Consider the following 23,568-nt stretch of genomic DNA (forward strand, 5'->3'; position numbering starts at 1 on the left):
CAGCAGCCAGCACGTTGCTGATCAGTCATCTGGCAGCGGCCAGCACGTTGCTGATCAGTCATCTGGCAGCGGCCAGCTGACTCGCAAGCAGATGCGCGAGGCCCGCCTCACCGGATCGACCCCGATCGTCACTCCTGAGGAGGCCGAGGCGGCACGTCAGCAGGCCGACGCCGCACCGGCGGCCCCGGCCGCTCCGGAGCCCGTCATCGAGACGACGGCAGCGCCGGTGGCTGAGCCTGTCACCGAGAGCGCGGCCGCGCCGAGCTCCGTCGAATCCCAGGACTCCGTCGCGGGCGAGGAGCCGCTCACCCGCCGCCAGGTGCGGGAGCAGGAGCGGATCCGCACCGGCTCGGTGCCGGTGTCTGATCCGTCATCCCAGAGCGCATCGTCGGCGGCGGAGTCCGCGCCGTCCGCGTCTCAGACTTCTGCCGGCCCGGCGGTTCCTTCGTTCAGCGTGCCGCCGGCACCTGCGCCCGTCACGCCCACGCCCACGCCTGCCGCACCCGCCGCACCCGAGCAGGCGGGGATGATCACGGACGTGCCCCGCCCCAGCTATCCGAGCCGTCGCCGTTCGTACGGATCGGCCGCAACCGCCGCGCCGACCCGGGTTGCCGACGAACAGGACGGCGTCGACGACGCCGAACAGGACGTCGCGCCGGTCTCGGTCTCCTCGGTCATGCGCGCCGAGGAGGAGACCGGACGCACGTGGCACGCCGATCCCGTCTCGGCCGCGCCCCGGGGCGCGGAGAGCGAGCGCCCCGTCGTCCCCGCCCGCCCGGCAGACCCCGCGCCCTCACCGCTGCTGCCTGCGGTGCCCGCCGCGATGCCGGCGGCTGAGCCCGATTCAACACCTGTGGACCTGCCGTTCTCGTCTGAGCAGTCCGCTCTGTGGTCCGCTGCCGAGAACCCCGCACCGGCGGCTCCGGCCACGCCGATGTCGGCCGAAGAGACGCCGCGGCCCCTGCCGAAGTCGGCTCCCGCTGATTCCGGATCGACCCTCAACCCCGGCTTCGGGGAGCGCGTGCTCGCACAGCAGCCTCGGACGCCGCAGGCCGACTCCTTCGATGCGCTCATCGGGGACTCCACAGGGTCGCACCACGCGGCGCCGAACGCCCTGATCTTCCAGCAGGCTCCTGGCGGCCTGTCGCTGTCGGGCCCTGTCGCCTCGACCGGCGAGATCCTCGTCACCGGCAGCTATGAGCTGCCCTCCGGCCTCGGCTCACGCGGTCACGCCGACGGCGTCGCCGACGGCAAGGAGGTCGACGCCGTGCTCGTCGACGGCGAACTCGCCCCTGCCTCGTCGCCCACGCCGATTGCCGCCAGCGCGGCGATCGGAACGATCAAGCCCGCGGGCGAGGTCATCCGCCCGCCCGAGCCCGAAAAGGGCAACAAGCTCATGCTCGCACTGACCATCACCGCCGGCGCCCTCGCCGTCGCCCTGGTCGGCGCGCTCATCGTCGCCATCACCACAGGAGCCTTCTCTTGATGCAGTCGCCCTCCGCCGCAGACATGCTGCAGATCGCCGCCGACGCGGCCCGTTCCAAGGGCGGAGAGGATCTGCTCGCGCTGAACGTGTCCGAGCCGCTGCCGCTTGTGGACATCTTCCTGCTCGTCACCGGCAACAGCGAGCGCAACGTCGCCGCGATCGCCGACGAGGTCGAGGACAAGATGATCGAAGCGGGCTACAAGCGCGTGCGCCGAGAGGGACGCAGCGAAGCCCGCTGGGTGCTGCTCGACTTCGGCGACCTGATCGTGCACGTCTTCCACGAGGAGGAGCGCACGTACTACGGCCTGGAGCGTCTCTGGAAGGACTGCCCCGTGGTGCCTATCGCCGAGCCCGCGCCGCTGGGCGTGCCCTCCGAACAGGACTGACCGAGGCGGGCCTCGGGATCGGTCATCCCGATCCGCCTTCGACCACCGCGGATCGGTGCCGGTCACGCGCCTTCTCGAGCGCGTGCGGGACGGACGATCTGTGCCCGGGCACCGTGTCGTCGCACGGATCGACAAACACCTGGCGTTCGGGACTTCGGACGGCGGATCCGCGAGTAAGGTCGAGCCGTGGGACGGATCACGACGCTGCGGCCGGTCACTCGGATCGCACTGGGAGAGGGCGTGCGTCGTCGCGCCGACACGCTCGCTGTCGAAGAGCCGCTGGAGATCCGCATCGCCGGTGCCCCGCTCGCGGTCACGATGCGCACCCCGGGCCATGACGTCGAACTCGCGATCGGGTTCCTCGTCTCGGAGGGCGTGATCTCCCAGAGCTCCGACTTCCGCACCGCGATCCACTGCGGCGGCCCCGGCACCGGGGGAGCTGCGAACACCTACAACGTGCTGGATACGACGCTCGCACCGGGGGTGCGGCTGCCCAGCGCCGACGAGGCGCGGCGGTTCTACACGACCAGTTCCTGCGGCGTCTGCGGCAAGGCCAGCATCGATGCCGTGCGCACGACGTCCCACTTCGCCCCGTCCTCGCCCGACGAGGTCGCGGTCGACGCCGCATGGATCGCGGAGCTGCCCGGTCGGCTCCGGGCCGAGCAGGCCGCATTCGACAAGACCGGCGGACTGCACGCCGCGGCGCTCTTCCACGCGGTCACGGGCGAGCTTCTGGTCATCCGCGAGGACGTCGGCAGGCACAACGCCGTGGACAAGGTGGTCGGCTGGGCGCTCCAGGAGGAACGGCTGCCGCTGCGGTCCACCGTGCTGCAGGTGTCCGGCCGAGCCAGCTTCGAACTGGTGCAGAAGGCCGTCATGGCGGGGATACCGGTGCTCTCCGCGGTCTCCGCGCCGTCCTCGCTGGCGGTCGAGCTCGCGGACGAGTCGGGGCTGACGCTGATCGGGTTCGTCCGAGGGCAGTCCATGAACGTGTACGCGCACGCACAGCGCGTGCGGATCGATGCAGCGACGCGCGGTGAGTCCTCGGCGCGGGAAGGACAGGCAGAACGATGAGCGACGACGTGGACGCACGTGGAGGGACGGCTTTCGGGCTCATGCCGCGCGAGCCCCGGCAGGGCGGATACGGACCGCGCACGACCGCTTCCTGGTCCCGCAAGCCCTATCGGCACCCAGCCGCGGGCTGGGGTGCCGCGAAGTCCGTCGGCCAGGTGCTGCTCCGCGAGCGCGAGCCGATCGCGGGATCCGGCGCGATGCTCATCATGAACCACGGCAGGTCCGGATACGACTGCCCCGGCTGCGCCTGGCCCGACGACCTCGGCAACCTGCGACTGGACATCTGCGAGAACGGCATCAAGCACGTCACGTGGGAGATGACGCACAAGCGGGTGGACCGGCAGTTCTTCGCGGCGCACACGGTCGCCGAGCTTTCGACGTGGACGGACTTCGACCTCGAGAACGAGGGACGCCTCACCGAGCCGATGAGCTATGACGCCGCGACCGATCGATACGTGCCGATGACGTGGGACGATGCGTTCGCCCTGATCGGGGCGGAGCTGCGCGGCCTGGACAGCCCGGACGAAGCCAGCTTCTACACCTCGGGCCGGCTCAGCAACGAGGCGACGTTCCTGTACCAGCTCATGGTGCGCGAGTACGGCACCAACAACCTGCCGGACTGCTCGAATATGTGCCACGAGGCGTCGGGGCGTGCGCTCACGGCGTCGATCGCGACCGGCAAGGGCACCGCCGACCTCAAGGACTGGGAGGAGTGCGACGCGCTGTTCGTGCTCGGGGTGAACGCGGCGTCGAACGCGCCGCGCATGCTCACGGCCCTGTCCGACGCGGTGCGCCGCGGTGCGCAGGTGGTGCACGTGAACCCGCTGGTCGAGGCGGGCGCGACGCGCACGATCGTGCCGCACGAGTTCGTCGACATGGCGCTGAACCGCAGCACCGACACGAGCACGATGAACCTTCAGGTGCGGCTCGGCGGCGATCTCGCCCTGATCCGCGGCATGGCGAAGGTCGTGTTCGAGGCGGCTCAGGCGGATCCGACCGTGCTCGACGCCGCGTTCCTGCGCGAGTACACCAACGGGCTCGAGGACTACCGCGCGCTCGTCGAAGCGACGCCCTGGGCCGAGCTCGTGCGCCAGTCCGGCCTCAGCGAGGAGCGGATCCGCGAGGCGGCCGCCGTCTACCTCGGCTCGGAGCGCGCGATCATCAGCTGGTGCCTGGGTGTGAGCCAGCACGAGCACGGCGTGGACACGGTGCGCGAGATCGTGAACCTGCTGCTGCTGCGCGGCAACATCGGGCGCCCTGGCACAGGGCCGTCGCCCGTGCGCGGGCACAGCAACGTGCAGGGCAATCGCACCTGCGGCATCGACCACCGCCCGCCCGCGTGGACCGATCGGCTCGCCGAGGTCTGCCGCATCGACCCGCCGCGCCACCAGGGCCTGGACACCGTCAAGACGATCCGCGGCATGCACGACGGCACGGTCAAGGTGTTCGTCGGCATGGGCGGCAACTTCGTGCTCGCGGCGCCCGACACGTCGTACACGGCCGAGGGGCTGAGCCGCTGCGCGCTGACGGTGCAGGTGAGCACCAAGCTCAACCGCAGCCATCTCGTGCACGGGGAGAAGGCGCTGATCCTGCCCTGCCTCGGACGCACCGAGCGCGACCAGCAGGAAGGCGGCCCGCAGGGCGTCACCGTCGAGGACGCCATGAGCATGGTGCACCTCTCGGTGGGGCGCAAGCGCCCCGCGTCCGCGTATCTGCGCTCGGAGCCCGCGATCATCGCGGGGATCGCAAAGGCCACGCTCCCTGAGTCGCAGACGCCCTGGGATGCCTACGTCGCCGACTACGACCGGATCCGCGACGTCATGGCTCAGGTGCTGCCTGGCTTCGAGGGCTTCAACCAGAGGATCCAGAGCCGGCACGGCTTCCGGATCCCGCAGCCCGCCCGGGAGCGCGTGTTCGACACGGAATCCGGTCTGGCGGAGTTCTCGCATGCTCCGCTGCCCGACGTGATCCCGGCCTCCGCGGAGACGCTGGTGCTGCAGACCATGCGCTCGCACGATCAGTGGAACACGACGATCTACTCGAACAACGATCGCTATCGCGGCGTGAAGAACCTGCGCGAGCTGGTCTTCCTGCACACCGACGACATGCGGGCGCGCGGCATCGCCGAGGGGGATCTGGTCGACATCCGCTCGACGTCGAAGGACGGATCCACCCGGACCGTGCACGGCTTCCGCGCGGTGCCGTACGACCTGCCTCAGGGCTGCGCCGCCGGCTACATGCCCGAGCTGAACGTGCTCATCGGACACGCCGACTTCAGCGCGCAGAGCGACCAGCCGCTGATGAAGAGCATCCAGGTCACGGTGACCCGTTCCGCGGCCTGAACCCCTGTCCGGGGCTGTCTCGCTCGGCCTTCGGCCGTGCTCGCTCAACGACCCCGACGTGGAGTTTCCAAATGCCGGCTCAGAGGTCCCGGTCGAAGAGGTCGTCCCAGGTCTCCCGGCGGATCACCGCACGGGCCTGTCCGTCGTGCACGAAGACCACCGGCGGGCGACGGTAGCCGTTGTAGTTGTTGGCCATCGTGTGCGTGTACGCGCCCGTGGCGGGGACGGCGAGGAGGTCGCCCACGTGGACCTCGGGCAGCCGCAGCGGGTCGATGAGCACATCGCCCGACTCGCAGTGCCGCCCGACCACGACGACGTCCTCCACGGCCTCGTCATCGAGGCGGCCGGCGAGGGCGGCCTCGTAACGCTGCGCGAACAGTGCCACTTCGAGGTTGTCGCCCATCCCGCCGTCGACCGCGACGAACGTCCGTGCGTCCCGCTTCACGGTCGTGACCGTGTAGAGCGTCATCGCCGAGCCGTTGACCATGCTGCGGCCGGGCTCGATGATGAGCTCGGCGTCCGCCGGAAGATGCTCTCGGGCGGCGGCGAGCAGCGCTTCGACGTACTCGGCGACGCTCGCCGGATGCTCGTCGTAGGTGTAGCGCGCACCGAGCCCTCCGCCGAGGTCGTACACAGGGAAGGTGCCGAGCTCGGCGAGCGGGGCGACGGCGGCGGCGAGCTCGGACGGATCCATGATCTGCGAGCCGACGTGCGCGTGCACGCCGCGCATCGAGAGCTTCGGGCTGGCCTCGATCCGCGCGATGAGCTCCTTGGCGACCGGGATCGTGAGCCCGAACTTGGATCCCACCTGCCCGGTCTGCACGTGCGGGTGCGTGGAGGACTCGACCTCGGGGATGATCCGCACGAGCACGTCCTGCCGACGGCCCTCCGGCACGATCTGCTCGAGCCGGTCGACGTCGTCGGCGTTGTCGACCACGACCAGGCCGAGGCCCGCGTCCACCGCGATCTGCAGCTCTTCTGTCGACTTGGCGTTGCCGTGCAAGACGAGGAGGGCCGGATCCACCCCGGCGCGGAGGGCGCTGAGGATCTCGCCGCCGCCGGCGACGTCGAGCCCCAGGCCCTCCTCGACCATGACGCGCTGCACCGCGGTCGCCGGGAACGACTTCGACGCGAACACGACACGGGCCTTCGGCCAGCGCGAGGTCAGCTCGGTGCGGTACTCCCTGGCACGCGCCCGCAGTGCGGTCTCGTCGACCACGATCGCGGGCGTGCCGAACTCGCGCGCCAGGTCGTCGACCCGGCACCCCCCGAAGCGCAGGGTGCCGTCGGCATCGACGGTGGTCCCGGCGGGGAACAGGTCGAGGATCTGGTGCGGCATGTTCTGCGTCCTTCGCGTCGGTGCGGTGCGGTGCGGTGCGGTGCGGTGCGGTGCGGTTCGGTTCGGGGTGGCGGCGTCAGGCGGGATCCAGGGCGCGTCGCGGGACGACCACGACAGGCACGGGGGAGTGCCGCACGACCTTGGTCGCGTTGGATCCGAGGAAGACCCGGGCGATCGGCCCGAGACTGCTCGATCCTACGACCAGCACCTCGTCGGCGTCCCACTCCACGTCATCCACGGCGGACTCCCACGTGTCGCCCAGGCCGATCACAGTGCCGGCGAGTTCCGGCGCGTCCGGAAGGGCGGAGACCTCCGAGAGCAGCTGTGCGGTGTGGGCGTGGATGTCGTCGGCCCACTGCTCGGCGATGCTCCGCTCGGCGTCGAACCCCGCCCCGGCCGTGCCGGAGACGTTCGGCACGACGGCGAACGACGCGATCCGCAGGGCCGCACCGACCGACCCGGCCACGGTCGCCGCGCCGAAGACGAGATCCGCCGACGAGTCCGTGCCGCGGTAGGCCGCGGTGACGCGACCGACCCTGGCGTCCCCCTTGGTGCGGAAGCCGCGCGGTGCGATCGCCACCGGTACCGCGGAGGCGTGCAGCAGCGCGTCGCTCTCGGATCCCAGGGCGATCCGTCCCAGCGGAGCGGCGGACGAGGATCCGATCACGATCATGCCCGCGTCGCGGAGCTCGGCGAGCTCGAGCAAGCCGCGCCGGGCGGACGATGCCTCGTGCACGACGAACTGCGCAGGCACCGATCCGCCGAGCACCGCGGCGGCGTGGTCGAGCACGGCGTTCGCGGCGTCGCGGGTGAACGCGTGCCATTCCGCATCGTCGTGTCCCACGGAGCGCGGCCAGGTCTCCGGGATCACCGTGGTGACGATCAGGTCGGTGTCCGCCGACCGCGCCAGCATCGCGGCGAGGTGCAGCACCGACGCCGAGCGGCTCGCGGGGCTCAGGCCGACGAGCAGGCTCATCGGTCGCCGTCCGTCCGGCGTTCGGCGGCGGCCTGGCGCACGGCGTCCGTGCTCGGCTGGGCGACGGCGGTGGTGTACGGGACGTCCGGGGCGGCGACGACCGGATGGCCCACCCCGAGCGCCGAGTGCGTGCGCCCGTAGAACCAGTAGAAGACCAGGAACACTGCCGCCCAGATCACGAAGACCACGATCGTGATCACGCGCAGCTGGGTGATGATCGCGATGCAGCCGATGATCGACAGGATCGGGATCGTCCAGCCGAGCGGCAGGCGGAAGCCCCGCTCGAGCTCGGGTTCGCGCACGCGCAGGATGATCACGCCGATCGACACCACGAGGAAGGCGACGAGCGTGCCGATGCTGGTCATCTCGGCGAGGAAGTTGATCGGGACGACGGCCGCGAGGATGCTCGTCGCTATCACGACGATGATCGTGTTGTTCACGGGGGAGAGGGTGCGCGGGTCGACCTTCGCGAAGACCGGGGGGATCATGCCGTCGCGCGACATCGCGAACAGGATCCTCGTCTGGCCGTAGAGGCAGACCAGGGTGACCGAGAAGATCGAGATGATCGCGCCGATCGCCACGACCGTGCCGGGCCAGGTGGATCCGATGATGTTCTGCAGGATCGCGGACAGGCCTGCGTCCTGGTTCTCGAACTTCGCCGGGGCCTGGGCGCCGAGGGCGGCGAGGCAGGTGAGCACGTACAGCGTGATGATGATGCCGAGGGCGAACATGATCGCGAGCGGCAGGTTGCGCTTCGGGTTCTTCGCCTCGTCACCGGCGGTCGAGACGGCGTCCAGACCGACGAAGGAGAAGAAGATGATGCCGGCGCCGCCGACGATGCCGGCGAAGCCCGCCGGCGCGAAGTTGTGGAAATGGTCGGCGTTCCAGCCGGTGAAGGCGATCGCGCAGAAGAACAGCACGACCGCGATCTTGACGACCACCATGATGCTGTTGACGAGAGTCGACTCACGGGCGCCGCGCATCAGCAGCAGGCCGCACAGCACGATCACGATGACGGCGGGGACGTTGACGATGCCGCCCTGCTCGGGAGCCTGCGACAGCTGCACCGGGATCTGCCAGCCGAACAGATTCTGCAGGAGCTGGTTGACGTACTGGGACCAGCCGACCGCGACCGCCGCGGTCGAGACGCCGTATTCCAGCAGCAGACATGCGCCGACCGCCATCGCCGTGCCCTCGCCGAGAGTCGCGTAGGCGTAGGAGTAGGTGGATCCGGACACCGGCACGGCGCCGGCCATCTCGGCGTAGCAGAGCGCCGTGAGACCTGCCACCACGCCTCCGATCACGAATGACCAGATCACCGCCGGACCGGCGACGGGCACGGCCTGCGACAGGATGAAGAAGATCCCCGTGCCGAGGGTGCCGCCGACGCCGATCATGGTCAGCGAGAACAGCCCGATGCTGCGTTTCAGGTGGACTTCGCCGGCGCCGACCGGCGTGGTCGGCTTCCGGCGCAGCAGTTGCTGGGCGATGGTGGTCATTCCAGTCTCCTTTGATTGGATGTGTGAGCCTGCGCGATCCGGGTTCGGCAGGATCGGGGGTCAGTCTGCTCTCGTCACCCGGAACAAGGCCACGTCGGGATCGACCGCACCGCGGACGTATCCGCTGGGAGACGCGGCCACGGCCTGAAGGAAGGCCACGGTCTGCGCCGTGATCTCCTCGCCCGGGATGACGTTCGGGATCCCCGGAGGATAGGCGGCGAGGGTGTCGGCAGAAATGCGGCCGACCGCCTCCGCGGCGGGGACGAGTTCGGTGCCCGCGAAGTATGCGTCGCGGGGGAGCATGCGCAGCGCACCGGAGGGTGGCAGCGCCGGGAAGCCGGCGGTATCCGCCTGGGCGCGCTCTGCGTGCGCCTCGTCCGAATCGACCGCCGCGGAGAGCACGCGGAGCACGTGTTCGAGGTCGGGGGTCTTGCCGGCGCCGATCAGGGCCACGAGCGCGGTAGCCGTCGAGATCTCGAAGTAGATGCCCTCGACCTCCAGCAGGTGCTGGCGGAGCCAGTGGCCGCTCACGCCTGTGGCGGACACGTCGATCGGCACGCGGAGCGGGTCGGTCGCGACGATGTCGTCGAACGCGTCGAAGCCGTCGCTGACGACGGAGAAGCGCGGATCTTCGCGCAGCGCGGCGCGGAACGCGTTCGCCCCGGCGATCGACTGGCCGATCGTCTCCGTCTCGGTCATGAGCGCGTGCCGCGCGATGTCGAGGGAGGCCGTCAGGAGCGCCGAGGAGGAGGTCGATGACGTGGTGGAGACGGCGCGCTCGATGAGCGGCTCGAGGCGGTCCGCGAAGGGGCCGTCGCCGAGGTGCAGCATGGCGGACTGCGTGAGGGATCCGGCGAGCTTGTGCGTACTCGAGACGACGAGGTCGGCGCCGAGGCGGGTCGGCGACTCCGGGAGCTCGGGGTGGAAGCCGAAATGCGGCCCCCAGGCTCCGTCCACGATCAGCGGGGCGCCGTGCGCGTGCGCGACCTCGGCGAGACCGGCGATGTCGGCCACGGAGCCGAAATAACTGGGCGAGACGACGTAGACGGCGTTCGCCGGCTGACCGCGGTCGGCCGCGGCGGTCAGGGCGTCGTCGAGGGCGGCGGGGGAGACGCCGTGCGCGATCCCGTAGCGGGCATCGACCGAGGGGAGCACGAACGAGGGCGTGAGTCCGGCGGTGAGCACCCCGTCGCTGAAGCTCGAGTGCGCGCTGCGCTGGGAGAGGATGTTCGCGCCGAGGCCGCGCACCGCGAGCGCCGCGATCCGGTTGGCCTGCGAAGCGCCACCGGCGAGGAACCAGGTGCGCCGCGCGCTCCAGGCATCGGCGGCGAGGTCGAGGGCCTGCGAGAGCGGGGAGTTCTCGCCGAGGTCGATGTCGTCGAGGAGCATCGGCACGTCGAGCTGCAGCACGCGCTCGCCGAAGTACTCCGCCAGGCGGGCGCTGATGCCGGTGCTGTTGCCGCTGTGGCCGGGGACCATCAGCTGGATCGGCGATCGGCTCGCGTGGCGCTCGAGCGCGTCGGCGTACGGAGTCTCGCGGTGGCGGGAATCCGCGATCGACGACGCCGACATCGCAGACGTGGACGGGTCGACGGTGAACGAGGCGGAGGACGGCATTGGTCCATGGTGCGGATTTTCCGGCTCGCACGGAATCCCGGAAATTCTCCTGGGCCACATATCCTGTATGTGACTCAGCCGCAAGAGAGGCCTGATCCGACATAGGAGGTTGGTTTCGATGCTCGATCTGCGACAGCTGGAAGCACTCCGCGCCGTGCACGCCGAGGGGTCGGTGACCGCCGCCGCGCGACGGCTCGCCTGGGGGCAGCCGACGGTCGACTATCACCTCAAGAACCTCGAGCGCCTCGTCGGCTCGCCCGTGCTGATCCGCTCGTCGCGCGGCAGCAGGCTGACCCCGGTGGGCACGCTGCTGCTCGAACGGGCGCAGGAGATCCTCACCTTGGGCGAGCGCGCGATCCGGGACGCCAGAGAGCTGACGTCCATGGGGCGGGTGCGTCTGCGCTTCGGGACCTTTCCCACGGCGGGAGCGAAGATCCTGCCGTCGGTCGTGCCCCGGGTCGACGATCTCGGCATCGAGGTCGACGCGATGCTCGAGGAGGTGCCGACGCTCGTGGACCGGATCAACCGCGGAGGACTGGACGCCGCGCTCGTCTATACCGTGCCCGGATACGAGCTGCCGTTCCGGACGCATGTCGCGACTCGGGAGGTGCATCGCGACCCGCTGCTGCTGGCCTTGCCCGCCGGCCATCCGCTCGCGACCCCGAGGCCGATCGACGTGCCGACGCTGCTCACTCTGTGGCAGGAGCGGTGGCTCTTCGCCGCAGCGGGGAACGACCCGATGGACACGATCGTGATCGACGCGTTCGCCGCCCGGGGACACACGCTCGACGTCGCGATCCGCACGGACGATTTCCAGGTCATGCTCGGGATGATCGCGGCCCGACTCGCCGTAGGGCTGCTGCCCAGTCTCGCCGTCGGCGGTTCGCATCCGGGGATCGTGCTGCGTCCGATCGAGGATCCGTCCTTCGTGCGTTCGGTCCTTGTGGCGACATCGGCGGAGGGATCGACGCGCGGCCCGTCCACCGCGGTCCGCCAGCTGGTGCTGGCGATCCGGGACGCCTTCAGCACGCTGCCCTCTGCGTGACCGTGGGCATGACACGCCCGGCGGCTCGCAGCGGCCCTCTCGATTGGCGCGGTGAGACAGCCATGTTGTAGGCTGAATGAGTTGTCGCGGGAAGCCGCGAACAGCGTCTGGGCCTGTGGCGCAGCTGGTAGCGCACCTGCATGGCATGCAGGGGGTCAGGGGTTCGAGTCCCCTCAGGTCCACCATTGAAAGCCCTCGGTTCGCCGGGGGCTTTCGTCGTCTGTCGGATCAGCGGGAGCGAGGGGGCGCGGTACGTGTCGGCGACTGTCGTTGGGGTGCGATCGTGACGGGATCCAGAGCAGAGGGCGCCTATCTGCGCGCGCTCGCGGCGTTCAAGACGCCGACGCTCGATCTGCTGCACGGCCGGTATGCGCCCTTCGTGGTCGCGGTGCTGAGCCAGATGTTCTCCGCCGATCGTCCGACCGTGGCCGTCGCCGACGCGCATGTCGAGGTCGGCGAGATGCTGGACCAACTGCGTGCAGCGGGCTACGAGGGCGACGACCGGCGGCTGCCCGCCACGTCGGGGCGAGAAGTCTGCCGGTACTGGGTCAAGGTCGGTTGGCTCGGTCAGCAGATCGATGGTGACAACGAGGTCTATCGGCTGACCGCGCATGCCGTGCGCGCACTCGAGATCGCCGATCTCACGGGCGGCGGCTCGCGCGTCTCCAACTCCCGCGTGCGGACCCTGCTCGAGGCCGTGGAGCGTCTCGCCGGAGACGCGGACGGCGACCCGGCGCGACGCCTCGCGCGGCTGCGTGCCGAGCGAGCGGAGCTCGACGCCCGGATCGTGGCGCTCGAGGACGGTTCGGCGGATCCCGTCCCCGACGATGAGCTGCTCGAAGAGGCCGAGAACGTGCTGCACCTCTCCCGGGGTCTGCCCGCGGACTTCACCCGCGTCGCGGAGTCGATCAAGGCCATGCAGCGCGATGTCATCCGCGATCTGCGCCGCGACGAGCGTCCGACCGGCGAGGTGCTGCGGGAATACCTGCTGCGTGGTCAGCAGGTCATGCAGTCCACGCGCGAGGGGCAGGCGTTCGCCGGAGCGCTGCGCCTCATCGGCGATCCTGAGCGGATCGACGCGCTGGCCGATCAGCTGCACGGGCTGCTCGCGCGCCCGTTCGCCCAGCTGCTGGATGTCACCCAGCGAACGGAACTCGACATGATCGGGCGGCGCATGGAACTCGGCGTGCAGGAGGTCCTGACAGCCCAGCGCCGTGCCTCGCACGTCATCGCCGGCCAGGTGCGCACGCATGATCCCGCCCGGGACCGCCAGGTCGACGAACTGCTGCGCGATGTGATCGCCGGCCTGCAGGCGTGGACGCAGACCCGCACCCCTGAGACGCCCGTGGATCCGCTGCGTCGTCTGCCCGTGACGAGCATCGGTCACCTGCGCCAGTCGCTCGGCGACATCCGCCCGCCAGGAGCGCCGGCGGCCCTGGCGACGCAGGGCCAGGAAGTCGAGTTCGTCGATGCCGACACCCGCGCCTGGGGCGGCCCGCACTATGCGGAGCTCGAGGAGTACGTCGCCGGGCTCGGCGACGCGTTCGATCTGGGGGAGGCGTTCCAGGCGATCGGCGAGGGTGCCCGCCGCCCGGTCGACCTGCTCGGCCTGCTCGAGATCGCCCACCGCAACGGACTCTCCGACGGGGAAGGCGTCTCGATCGTGGAAGCCGTGCGCCCCGACGGCACGGCACGGCGGTTCGCGTTCGGATCCGTGACCGTGCAGGCGAGGAAGGAAGAGCAATCATGACCGATGACCGGACCGGAGCCTCCGGGTTCATCGAGCCCGTCGCGATGGAGGAAGACCTCGCCGAACTGTTCCCGGGCGACCGCGGAGTGCTCGATCCCGAGGTGCGGCGCACTCTCGCGCTGATCCTGCATCGGCGCTTCCTGCTCGCGGACCGCAACCGCACGGAATGGCGCACTCTCCTGGACCACCAGAGCGTGATCGAATCGCGTCTCAACGACGTCTACATCCGGCTGGTCGTGGACCACGCGCGCGGACTCGCCTACAAGCAGCAGGTCCGCATCGACGAGCTCGACATCCCGATCCTGCTGCGGGACACGCCCTACACGCGCTCCGAGACCCTCGTGCTCGTCCACCTGCGCACCGTCTACGAGCGCGAGAACGCCTCGGGCGAGGCGGCTCCCCGCATCGACATCGAGGACGTCGAGGCGACGGTGCTCAGCTACTTCACGGACGCGGACGGTGACATCTCGCGTCGCCAGAAAGCCGTGCGCGACGCGATGCGCAAACTCTCGAACGACGGGATCATCAGCGAGGAGACCACCGGCCGCTATCGGATCGGACCTCTCGTGGAGGTCGTGCTGAGCGCGGAGAAGCTCACCGAGCTGCGCGACTGGCTGCGTGAGACCGCCGCCGCCCGCCTGTCCGGCGCCGAGAGCGTCGCGTTCGACGTCGTCTCGGACGCCGAGGAAGTCCTGGAGGACGCCCTGTCATGACGATGATCGACACGCTCTTCGGACTGATCCCCACCGCCTCCCGCGGACAGCAGTGGGTCGCGGAGGACCTGCAGCTCGTGAACTGGGGCGGCTACGACGGCGGACCCCACCGCGTGCGGTTCTCGCCCGCGGCCACGCTGCTCTGCGGCGGATCCGGATCCGGCAAGTCGACGCTCATGGACGCGTACATCGCACTGATGATGCCGCACACCACCCCGTTCAACGGCGCGTCGAACGGCGGTGTCACCGGGCGCCCGCGCGGCGACGAGCAGCGCAACGTGCTCTCCTATGGTCGCGGCAAGCTCGACGAAACACGCACCGAGGAGGGCACGAAGGTGCAGGTGCTCCGCGGCGACGGGGAGGACACCTGGACCGCGATCGCGATGACGTGGCTCGACCACGACGGCTCGCGCTTCACCGCGGTGCGCGCCTGGTACATCCCGGCCGGCGCACGCGTGCTTGAGGACACGGTGCGCGTGCGCGCCACCACGAACGCCGCGTTCGACCTGGCCGTGCTCGAGCGGGCCGCTGCGCAGCGCCTCACCGATGCCTCCGTGCGCGCCGCAGGCCTGGAGCCGGTGGGCACGGACCGCGAGTTCTCGGCGCGGCTGCACTCGGTGCTGGGCATCGGCGCTGCAGGGTCCGGATCGAATGCGATGAGCCTGCTCGCGCGTATTCAGGCGGGACAGCAGATCACCACGGTCGACGACCTGTACAAGCGACTGGTGCTCGAAGAGCCCGAGACCATGCGCACCGCGGACGCCGTGACGCAGCACTTCGACGAGCTGGAGAGCACGAAGCAGCGGATGCTCGTCGCACGACAGCAGGTTGCCGCTCTCGAGCCGATCCGCGACCTGCGTCACCGCATCGATGCGGCAGCCGTGCGGATGGCGCTCATCGACGAGGTCGGCGTGTTCGAGGATCCGGACTCGATCGCCTCCCTGTGGCGTGCCGAGCGGCGCATGGACTTGCTCCGCGATGTCGAGGACGAGCTGCGCGATCGCACGCGCACTCTCGATGTGCTCGTGCGCGAGAAGCGCGTGCAGGCGGAGGCGGCGGAGGCCGAGCACGACGGACTGCGCGACCTGCTGCGCGAACGGGGCGGTGACAGGCTCGAGACCGCCCAGCGCGAGCTCCGCGGCGTGGAACGTCGCCTCGACGAGGCGCGGACGCTCCGTGCCAGGTTCGACGAGGACGCACGCGCACTCGGCGCCGAGGTGCACGGCCGGACGCAGTTCGAGAAGCTCGTGGCGCGCGCCCGTACGGTGCTCTCCGACGTGGGCGCGAAGGGCCGGGCTCGCGACGCCTGGGCCGATGCACGGCGCGCGCGGGACGCGCTGAAAGCCGAGTTCGTCCAGCGCGAGCGCGCGCTGGACGAGGCCTCGGGGTTCTCGGGAAACATCCCCGGTGACCTGTACCGCTCGCGCGAGCTGCTCGCCGCGGCTGCCGGGCTCGAGCCGCACCAGCTGCCGTTCGTGGGGGAGCTGATCGAGGTCCGCACGGAGTACGAGCCGTGGCGGGAGGCGTTCAACCTCGCCCTCGGAGGCTTCGCGACCACGGTGCTCCTCGACGTCGCCGACCTCGACCGGTTCCGCACCGCGATCGACGGCGTGCGCACACCGCGCCGGCTCACCTACCACGGCGTGCATACAGGCCTCCGCGCGAGCGGCGGGGGAGCGGACGACCGGCTGCCGGGCCGGCTCGATTACGCCGACACCCCGTTCACGGGCTGGCTGCAGGTGCGGCTCGCCGAGCGGTTCGGCTTCGTGTGCGTGCCCACCGCGGCAGATCTCGTACAGCATGAGCAGGCGCTCACCATCGCCGGCCAGATCTCCCGCGGCGATCAGGGTGCGCATGGCGGCCACGGCCGCACGAACGTGCTCGGATTCTCCAACCGCACGCGGCTGCGCGAACTGGAACACGCGGTGAGCGAGCTGCGGCCGGCCCTCGATCGCGCCGAGGAGGCGGTCGCCGCGGCCGAGGCGGCACTGGACGGGTTCGATGCTGAGCGCGCTGCCTTCGCGCGCGTCGTGGACGTCATCTGGGATCGGGTCGATGTCGACGCACTGGTCGCCGAGCAGGAGCGCTGGCGCGGAGTGGAGGCCGAGGTCGCCGAGAAGAACCCGGACATCGCCGGGATCGGTGCGCAGATCGAGAAGGCCAAGCGGCTTGCCGGGCAGCTGCGGGAGGAGATCGGCGCAGCCGTCGCGGAACGTCAGCACGTCGAGCAGCGCTGGGGGGAGATCACCGACGATGTGGATGCCGGGCAGACCCTCATCGAGGCGGCGGCCGGATCCGGTCGTGCGGTCGACGCCGAGCAGGCGCAGTATCTCGATGCCCGTTTCGCCACGCCCGCATCGGCCAAGGCGGCCCCGTCGGTGCTGCTGGAGCGTTTCGACGGCGCCCTGCAGACCGCCGGCGCGCGGCTGACCGAGGACCGCACGGCGGCGTTCGAGGCCCATCACGAGCAGCGCGAGGCCATGCGCCGCCTGATGACCGGCTTCCTGGAGCGCTGGGAGAACCCGAACCTGCTCGCGGATCCGGATCTGTATGTCGACGACTTCGAGAGCATCCTCACCGCCCTCGAGACAAGCGGTCTGCATCAGCTCGAGAGCGAATGGCGGGACAGCCTGGTGCACCTGTCCGGCAACGACCTGACGAACCTCGACTCCACGCTCGGACGGGCGCTGCGGGAGATCCGCGAGCGGATCGAGCCGATCAACCGGATCATGCAGGACCTGCCGTTCTACGACGATCACCACCGCCTGCAGATCACCACCCGCGAGAGTCAGTCCGAAGCGCGAAAGCGCTTCCGTCGTGATCTGCGCGAAGTGCGCGGGCTCATCGAAGCAGCCTCGACCGATCAGGAGCGAGAACACGCCTATCGCCGGATGTCTCGGCTCATCGGGCACCTGCGGCGCTCGGCGCCGGATTTCGCCGATCTCATCGACGTGCGCAATCACGTGCGGGTGAGCGCCGAGCGGGTCACCGCCGACACCAAGGCGCATGTCGCGCTCTACGACCACATCGGCGAGAAGTCCGGTGGCGAGTCGCAGGAGCTCATCGCGTTCATCGTCGGCGCAGCTCTGCGGTATCAGCTCGGGGATGCCGGGGCTGAACGCCCGCGGTACGCCCCGGTGTTCATGGACGAGGCCCTCATCAAGGCGGACGCGCACTTCACCAAGCGCGCGATCGGCGCGTGGCGTGGGCTCGGGTTCCAGCTGGTCATCGGGGCACCGAACGACAAGTACAGCGCGATCGAGCCGCATGTCGACGTCGAATACGACATCCTGAAGGACACCCAGGGCCGCTCCTGGGCGAAGCTCAAGGTCGCGATGCCGGAGGTTCGCTGAGCGACCGGCGCGTCGGCTCGATGGCGGCGCCCACGAGAGGGAGCGCCGTCACCAGTCGCTGCGGTCCTGCACGGCACGCAGGTCGTGCAGCGCGCGCGCGTCCTCGCGGGTGGGAGTCGCGCCGCGGCGCAGGACCGCGCGGGGCAGCCACGCGGGCAGGGCCAGGCGCACACGACGGCGTGACGACGGTGTGATCGGTGCGGTTCCCGCGTCGCGGCGCGTCAAGGCGTCCGTGCGGGGTCGCGGGATCCGGAGAGTAGTGGGGGTTGCGCTGGTCTCGGTCATGGCTCTAAAGCTATGACCGCCCGAATCCTGCCACCAGATGGCGGAAAGACTTTCGCCATAAAGATCCAGCCAGTACAATCGCCCCATGCTGCACAGCGTCACTCTCCCCGTGATCGACGGCCTCGCCGTGTTCGAGTTCGGCCTCCTCACCGAGGTGTTCGGGCTCGACCGCAGCGTCTATTCGGACGTGCCGGCCTTCGACTTCCGCGTGTGCGGGCTCGAGGCCGGGCGGCCCGTGAGTACGCAGGTGGGCGCCCAGGTCATCCCGGAACACGGACTCGAGGCGATGGAGCACGCGGACGTGATCGCGGTGCCCGCGGTCCGGGTGCGCCCGGAGGAGGAGTATCCGGTCGAACTGCTCGACGCGCTCCGCCGGGCGTCGGCACGCGGCGCCATCCTGCTGAGCGCGTGCTCCGGGGCTTTCCTGCTGGGTGCCGCGGGGCTGCTCGACGGGCGGCCGTGCACGACGCACTGGCGATATGCGGAGGAGCTGCAGCGCCGCTATCCCAGTGCCCGCATCGATCCCGATGTGCTCTTCGTGGATGACGGCGATCTGATCACGAGCGCGGGCACTGCGGCGGGCATCGACGCGAGCCTGCACCTGGTGCGACGCGAGCTCGGCAGCGGGATCGCTAACGTGATCGCGCGCAACATGGTCGTGCCGCCGCAGCGCGACGGCGGGCAGCGGCAGTACATCAGCCGGCCGGTGCCGGAAGCCGAGTGCGATGCGCTGGTCGACGTCCTCGCCTTCATGAACGCCCGGCTCGCCGAGCAGCACTCTGTGGGGTCGCTCGCACAGCGCGCCCACATGTCCACCCGCACGTTCGCGCGGAGGTTCGTGGCAGAGACCGGCGTCACGCCCATGCAGTGGCTGATCTCTCAGCGCGTGCTGCACGCCCGGCTGGTCCTCGAGACGAGCGATGCGTCGATCGAGGAGATCGCCGCGAGCTGCGGGTTCGGCAGCGCGACGCTGTTCCGGCATCACTTCACGCGTGAGGTCGGGATCGCGCCGACGGCCTACCGCCGCACCTTCGCCTGCGATGCGCCGGATGCCGAGGCCGCCGGTGAGCGAGCCGGACGCGAATTGCTGTCCCTCGGCTAGAGTCGGCCCGCTGGTCCCGCCGGACAGCCGGCACCTCAACAGAGCGAGCCTGAGCGCGCCACGCGCACGAGCACCAAGACGAGGATCCGGCGACGGGATGACAGACTGAAGTCGGTCCGCACGTCTTCGGGAGGAACCCATGCACGAGGTTCGCAGCGATGCGGAGCTGCTTCGTGCGGTGCGGGACGGCGACGGCGGCGCTTACGAGGTGCTGTGGCAGCGGCATTTCGACGCAGCTCTGCGCTACGCCGGGCACCTGTATCCGTCCCGGGCAGAGGACCTCGTGTCGGAGTCCTTCCTCGCGATCTATCAGCAGGTGCGTACCAGTCGGAAGGGTCCGGATTTCGCGTTCCGGCTGTACCTGCGGTCGGTGATCCGCAACACGTCCATCCGGTGGCGCAGAGACGCCGCTCGCGTGCTCGATGCGGAGGATCTCGACGTGGCGGATCCGCGGGATGGTCTCCGCCACGTCGAGCGCGAGTCCGACTCCGCGGAAGTGCTCGCCGCGTTCGGCGCGCTTCCTGATCGCTGGCAGCGCGTGCTCTGGCTCTCCGAGGTCGATCAAGCGCGCCGCCCCGAGATCGCCCGAGCGCTGGGGATCAAGCCGAACGCGGTGTCCGCGCTGCAGCGTCGTGCCCGTGCGGGGATGAAGCACCAATGGCTGCTCCAGCAGGTTCCGGTGTCGCTGCGGGGCGATCACGCGCACGTCGCGCGGCTGCTCCCTCGGCACGTGGCGCAACCCCGGAACGCGGCCCTCGCCGCGGAGGTCGCCGCGCACCTGATCACCTGCGTGCTCTGCGAAGACCTGCTCGTCGGCATGCGCTCGTCCGTCGCGCGGGCGCAGGGCGGGGCGCTGGCCGCAGTCCTGGTGGGTGCAGCCGGCGCCGGACTGCCGATCACCGCCTCGCTCAGCGGTGGCACGGCCGCCGCGGCAGCCACCACCGCCACCGGCGGGGCGGGCGTGCTCGCGTGGATCTTCGGCGGGGGCGTCAGCGCGGCCACCGTCGGGAGCCTTGTACTGACGGCGCTCTTCACCGTGGCGCCACCGGTCGCGCCACTGATCGACGCGCAAGTCAGTCCCATGCCCGCGCTCACGGCCCCGCCTGGGCCTTCCGCGCCTGCGCAGGCGATGCGCGCCGTCCCCGCGGTCGACACGCCCTCGGCTTCCGTCGACGTCCCGCAGGATCCCGGTCCGGGCCCGGCCCTCGCACCGTCTCCGATCCCCGTACCGGTGACGCCGCCTGCAGCTGTGGCGCCGAGTCCGCCGATCACGGAGCTGCCGATCACGGAGCTGCCGGGCGCGGGGGTGCGGGTCGCCGGGACGGTGTCCGCCGAGGTGGCGCCGATGACGGTCGCGGCCGCCTGCGCCGTGGAGTTCTCGTCCGGAACGGACGAACCCGCCGTGACTGCGACGGCCGAGCCGGCCGCCGCAGCCGACATGTCCGCCGCGTTCGACGCGACTGCGACGACGGACGTGGCCACGACGTCCGACGCGACTGCCCCCACTGCGACGACCGCTGCGGTCGGGGTGGGCATCGTCGTGCTGCCGATCGGCGCGGGTGGTGGCGAGTTCTCGGCGTCGGCGGACGCCTGGAGCGGGCTCTCGCTCGGACTGAGCGTGGTGCTTCCCTAGGCGCGGACCGAGCCGATCGCCCTGCGAGCGATCGGGTGAGGATGCTCGGCGGCGCGAGGGCCGCTCCTCGTGCAGGACGGCATCGGACTCGCTGCCGCAGCCTCGGCCATGTCGTCGGCAGCCGCGGCCGCCATGATGACGGCCAGATCCCACGCAGCGCCGAGTCGCACCGGCCTCTGGTCGATCGTCCGCTCGACCGGTTCGACCGATCCACCCGGTTCGACCGATCCATCCGGTTCGGGGTCGGATCCGTCAGCCGGCATCTCGGGGTTGCGCATTTCATCCTCCCTCGTGGTCGGCCCATGGGAGCCCACCTTCGGGCCCGAACGGGCCATCGACCAAGAGAGTCCGTCGCGCGCGGAAAGTGACGCGTCCCGGCGAGGATCCCGGTGAAGTCGGAGGATCGGCGCAGGGAACAGCGGAAGCGCTCGGGACGTTGCACACGCCGTGGACATCCTCGACAGCATCGTGATCGGCGCCGGTCAGGCCGGCCTGTCGAGCTCCCACCACCTGCGCCGGCTCGGTATCGAGCACGTGGTCCTGGACGCGGACGAGGCGGCGGGCGGGGCCTGGCAGCACCGCTGGGACGCTCTCACGATGCAGGACGTGCACGGCGTGGCTGAGCTTCCCGGATCCGTTCCGCCTCCGCGCACGAGCGAGCAGGCGAACCTCGCGGTGCCGTCGTACTTCGCCGCGTACGAGCGCGCCCATGATCTGCCGGTGATCCGGCCGGTGCACGTCGAGCGCGTGACGGACGAGGACGGGATCCTCGTGGTGCACGCCGGCGACCGCCCCTGGCGCTCGCGCACCCTCGTCAACGCCACAGGCACCTGGACGCAGCCGTTCCTGCCGCACTACCCGGGCATGGAGACGTTTCTCGGCGAGCAGTTGCACACCGTCGACTACCCGGGGCCGGAGCATTTCCGCGGAAAGCGGGTACTCGTGGTCGGAGGCGGAGCCTCGGCCGTGCAGTTCCTGGGGGCCCTCGCCCCGATCACCGACGTGCTGTGGGCCACACGTCGCCCTCCGGTGTGGCGCATCGACGACTTCACTCCCGAGGCGGGAGCTGCCGCGGTGGCGCTCGTCGAGCAGCGTGTCGCGCAGGGGCTGGCTCCGCAGAGCGTGGTCAGCGTGACCGGCCTCATGCTGCGACCGCAGGAGCAGGCGGCGGCGCGGCTCGGCGTCTACGACGCGCGCCGGCCCATGTTCGAGCGCGTGGAGCCGGACGGCGTGCGCTGGGCGGACGGTTCGTTCGAACCCGTGGACGTGATCCTGTGGGCCACCGGCTTCCGGCCCGCGATCGGCCACCTCGCCCCGCTGCATCTGCGCAGCGAGCGCGGCGGTATTCAGCTCGATCGCAACGGGCGGGGCACGACAGCGGTGAAGGACCCGCGGATCCAGCTCGTGGGTTACGGACCCTCCGCCAGCACCATCGGCGCGAACCGCGCGGGCCGGACCGCGGCACGAGGCGTGCAGCGGTATCTCGCGCGAGCGCGAGCGGAGCAGGTCCCGGTTCCCTGACGCGACGCGATTCCGGGAACGGGATCTCGGATCTCGGATCCGCTCAGTGGTCGCGAATTGCGGCATAGAACCCGGCAGAACCGCACTTTACGACCAGTGAGCCTCAAGGGAGCGACCAGTGAGCCTCGAGGGGATCAGCGGATGATGCGGATCGAACCCGTCATGGTGGTCGCCGAGACGGGGCGCGTGATCCGCAGCAGATCGGCGAGCAGCGCGCCGACCTTGGTCCCGATGCACAGGCTGATGAAGATCATCGGCGCGGCGGCGAGCGCTGCGGCGTCGAACGACGCGAGGGCGACGAGCCCGACCGTGCCCGGGACCAGCAGCAGGAACGCCGGCTGGAACGACACCGTCGCGGGAACCGCCAGCGTCACCCGCTCCAGCACGCGCGCGGCGAGGAACAGCAGCCCGGCGGTGATCCCCGTGGCGATCGTGCTTCCCGTGAACGGGCTCAGCAGCATGAGCGCCGCGTAGGTGCAGATCATCACGATCACGGTGGCGATCGTGAGGCGGAATCCGGATCCGAAGCTCAGCCCGATCCCGATCGCGAGCACCACCACGCCGACCCAGCTCCAGGCGAGCGGTGGGACGGCCTCCCAGCCTCCGTGCCCGGTGACCAGCGACGTCTCGCCGACGAGGGCGGCGGACCGCGGGTCCACCCTGAGCCCGGTCGCCGCGGCGCCCGTGAAGATCCCTGCGGCCATGAACGTGAGCATGATCAGGCCGTACACCAGGCGGGATGCCCCGGTGACGATGTCCGCCGCGGTGAGCTCGAGCAGCGCGTTCGTGATGAGAGCGCCGGGCACGAGCAGGGCCACCGGCGCGCACACCGCGAACAGCGGCACCGCGCCGAAGTCGAGCCGATCGGCGACCACGCCGACGACGAGGGTGGAGATGAGCGAGGCGACGAAGGGCACCACGGCCGCCGCCGCCCGGATGCGCTCCGTCGCCATCACGATCGCGGCGACCAGCCCGCCGACGAGCAGGGCCAGCACGACCGCCCACCACGGGCAGCGGAACAGCACGGCGAGCCCCGCCGCCAGCAGCCCACCGCCGAGCGTCGTCTGCAGCACAGGGTGGCGGCGTTCCAGGCCGCGGATGTGCGCGATGTGCGCCGGCACCTGGTCCAGCGTGACGCGACCCGCCTCCAGCCGCCGCGCGAGGCGTGAGGCGTGCGCAGTCTGACGGAACGTCAGCACGGGTCCTCCGCCGGCCGAGATCGTCGTGGCCCCCGGAACTCCGGGGCGACTGACGAAGACATGCTCGGGGAGGACGGCGAATGCCAGGTCGGTACCGGGTGCGGTCGCGTCGCGGGCGCGTTCGAGCGTGCCGCGCACATCGGTCACGGACACGCCGGTGTCCAGTAGCAGCGCGCCGAGATCGCCGAGTGCGACGTCGGGGGAGATCGGGTCTGACATCACCTGAAATCGTAGGACCTGCGCCGCCC

General features: G+C 70.6%; 18 protein-coding genes and 1 tRNA gene. 12 read left to right on the forward strand and 7 right to left on the reverse strand.

All coding sequences use genetic code 11. The annotated features are described in order from the left end of the window. Positions 1–91: 91 nt before the first annotated feature. From ACTJI8_RS00910 to ACTJI8_RS00925, 4 genes are all read left to right on the forward strand, one after another. Positions 92–1,486 carry a hypothetical protein gene (locus ACTJI8_RS00910; RefSeq protein ID WP_440731543.1) on the forward strand — a complete coding sequence of 465 codons (1,395 nt, stop codon included), beginning with the start codon at positions 92–94 and terminating at the stop codon, positions 1,484–1,486. Beyond that, positions 1,486–1,872 (forward strand): ribosome silencing factor, encoded by a 387-nt coding sequence (gene rsfS, locus ACTJI8_RS00915; RefSeq protein ID WP_440731544.1) that lies wholly within the window; start codon positions 1,486–1,488, stop codon positions 1,870–1,872. The genes ACTJI8_RS00910 and rsfS overlap by 1 nt, the downstream gene beginning before the upstream one ends. A gap of 186 nt (positions 1,873–2,058) precedes the next feature. Next, a complete protein-coding gene (gene fdhD / locus ACTJI8_RS00920; protein ID WP_440731545.1) occupies positions 2,059–2,946 on the forward strand; it encodes a formate dehydrogenase accessory sulfurtransferase FdhD in 888 nt (295 codons plus the stop codon). Continuing rightward, complete coding sequence (locus ACTJI8_RS00925) at positions 2,943–5,288, forward strand: FdhF/YdeP family oxidoreductase (RefSeq protein ID WP_440731546.1); 2,346 nt, start codon at positions 2,943–2,945, stop codon at positions 5,286–5,288. The genes fdhD and ACTJI8_RS00925 overlap by 4 nt, the downstream gene beginning before the upstream one ends. 79 nt (positions 5,289–5,367) lie before the next feature. Here the strand turns inward: ACTJI8_RS00925 and lysA are convergent, their stop codons facing one another. The 4 genes from lysA to ACTJI8_RS00945 form a co-directional block, all read right to left on the reverse strand. Further along, positions 5,368–6,627, reverse strand: coding sequence for a diaminopimelate decarboxylase (gene lysA, locus ACTJI8_RS00930; protein WP_440731547.1), 1,260 nt, complete (start codon positions 6,625–6,627; stop codon positions 5,368–5,370). A gap of 76 nt (positions 6,628–6,703) precedes the next feature. Next, complete coding sequence (locus tag ACTJI8_RS00935; protein ID WP_440731548.1) at positions 6,704–7,603, reverse strand: universal stress protein; 900 nt, start codon at positions 7,601–7,603, stop codon at positions 6,704–6,706. Next, on the reverse strand, positions 7,600–9,102 hold the full coding sequence (locus ACTJI8_RS00940) for an amino acid permease (protein WP_440731549.1): 1,503 nt from the start codon (positions 9,100–9,102) through the stop codon (positions 7,600–7,602). The genes ACTJI8_RS00935 and ACTJI8_RS00940 overlap by 4 nt, the downstream gene beginning before the upstream one ends. A gap of 60 nt (positions 9,103–9,162) precedes the next feature. Continuing rightward, a complete protein-coding gene (locus ACTJI8_RS00945; RefSeq protein WP_440731550.1) occupies positions 9,163–10,719 on the reverse strand; it encodes an aminotransferase class I/II-fold pyridoxal phosphate-dependent enzyme in 1,557 nt (518 codons plus the stop codon). Positions 10,720–10,837: 118 nt separating this feature from the next. Between ACTJI8_RS00945 and ACTJI8_RS00950 the strand changes: the two genes are divergently transcribed. The 5 genes from ACTJI8_RS00950 (at position 10,838) to ACTJI8_RS00970 (ending at position 17,580) form a co-directional block, all read left to right on the forward strand. Continuing rightward, positions 10,838–11,764, forward strand: a complete 927-nt coding sequence (locus ACTJI8_RS00950; protein WP_440731551.1) for a LysR family transcriptional regulator — start codon at positions 10,838–10,840, stop codon at positions 11,762–11,764. 109 nt (positions 11,765–11,873) lie between these two features. Beyond that, positions 11,874–11,949 (forward strand) — tRNA-Ala (locus tag ACTJI8_RS00955). Between the two features lie 98 nt (positions 11,950–12,047). After that, the gene (locus ACTJI8_RS00960) at positions 12,048–13,514 is read left to right on the forward strand and encodes a DUF3375 domain-containing protein (protein WP_440731552.1); all 1,467 of its coding nucleotides are present in this window, start codon (positions 12,048–12,050) and stop codon (positions 13,512–13,514) included. After that, positions 13,511–14,227 carry a DUF4194 domain-containing protein gene (locus tag ACTJI8_RS00965; protein WP_440731553.1) on the forward strand — a complete coding sequence of 239 codons (717 nt, stop codon included), beginning with the start codon at positions 13,511–13,513 and terminating at the stop codon, positions 14,225–14,227. The genes ACTJI8_RS00960 and ACTJI8_RS00965 overlap by 4 nt, the downstream gene beginning before the upstream one ends. After that, entirely contained in the window at positions 14,224–17,580 is a 3,357-nt protein-coding gene (locus ACTJI8_RS00970; RefSeq protein WP_440731554.1) for an ATP-binding protein, read from the forward strand. The genes ACTJI8_RS00965 and ACTJI8_RS00970 overlap by 4 nt, the downstream gene beginning before the upstream one ends. Positions 17,581–17,628: 48 nt before the next feature. Here the strand turns inward: ACTJI8_RS00970 and ACTJI8_RS00975 are convergent, their stop codons facing one another. Next, on the reverse strand, positions 17,629–17,865 hold the full coding sequence (locus tag ACTJI8_RS00975) for a hypothetical protein (protein ID WP_440731555.1): 237 nt from the start codon (positions 17,863–17,865) through the stop codon (positions 17,629–17,631). 85 nt (positions 17,866–17,950) lie between these two features. Between ACTJI8_RS00975 and ACTJI8_RS00980 the strand changes: the two genes are divergently transcribed. Together ACTJI8_RS00980 and ACTJI8_RS00985 are read left to right on the forward strand one after the other, a co-directional pair. Continuing rightward, positions 17,951–18,967, forward strand: a complete 1,017-nt coding sequence (locus tag ACTJI8_RS00980; protein ID WP_440731556.1) for a helix-turn-helix domain-containing protein — start codon at positions 17,951–17,953, stop codon at positions 18,965–18,967. 139 nt (positions 18,968–19,106) lie between these two features. Beyond that, a complete protein-coding gene (locus ACTJI8_RS00985; protein ID WP_440731557.1) occupies positions 19,107–20,600 on the forward strand; it encodes a sigma-70 family RNA polymerase sigma factor in 1,494 nt (497 codons plus the stop codon). Here the strand turns inward: ACTJI8_RS00985 and ACTJI8_RS00990 are convergent. Then, on the reverse strand, positions 20,597–20,878 hold the full coding sequence (locus ACTJI8_RS00990; RefSeq protein WP_440731558.1) for a hypothetical protein: 282 nt from the start codon (positions 20,876–20,878) through the stop codon (positions 20,597–20,599). The genes ACTJI8_RS00985 and ACTJI8_RS00990 overlap by 4 nt on opposite strands. 169 nt (positions 20,879–21,047) lie before the next feature. Here ACTJI8_RS00990 and ACTJI8_RS00995 point away from each other — a divergent pair, with 169 nt between their 5' ends. Further along, the gene (locus tag ACTJI8_RS00995; RefSeq protein WP_440731559.1) at positions 21,048–22,121 is read left to right on the forward strand and encodes an NAD(P)-binding domain-containing protein; all 1,074 of its coding nucleotides are present in this window, start codon (positions 21,048–21,050) and stop codon (positions 22,119–22,121) included. A gap of 134 nt (positions 22,122–22,255) precedes the next feature. On the opposite strand, the gene ACTJI8_RS01000 is transcribed toward ACTJI8_RS00995, so the two are convergent. After that, the gene (locus tag ACTJI8_RS01000) at positions 22,256–23,539 is read right to left on the reverse strand and encodes a threonine/serine exporter family protein (protein WP_440731560.1); all 1,284 of its coding nucleotides are present in this window, start codon (positions 23,537–23,539) and stop codon (positions 22,256–22,258) included. Between the last annotated feature and the right edge of the window lie 29 nt (positions 23,540–23,568).

It is taken from the genome of Microbacterium sp. 22303 (assembly GCF_052045265.1).
GTDB lineage: Bacteria > Actinomycetota > Actinomycetes > Actinomycetales > Microbacteriaceae > Microbacterium.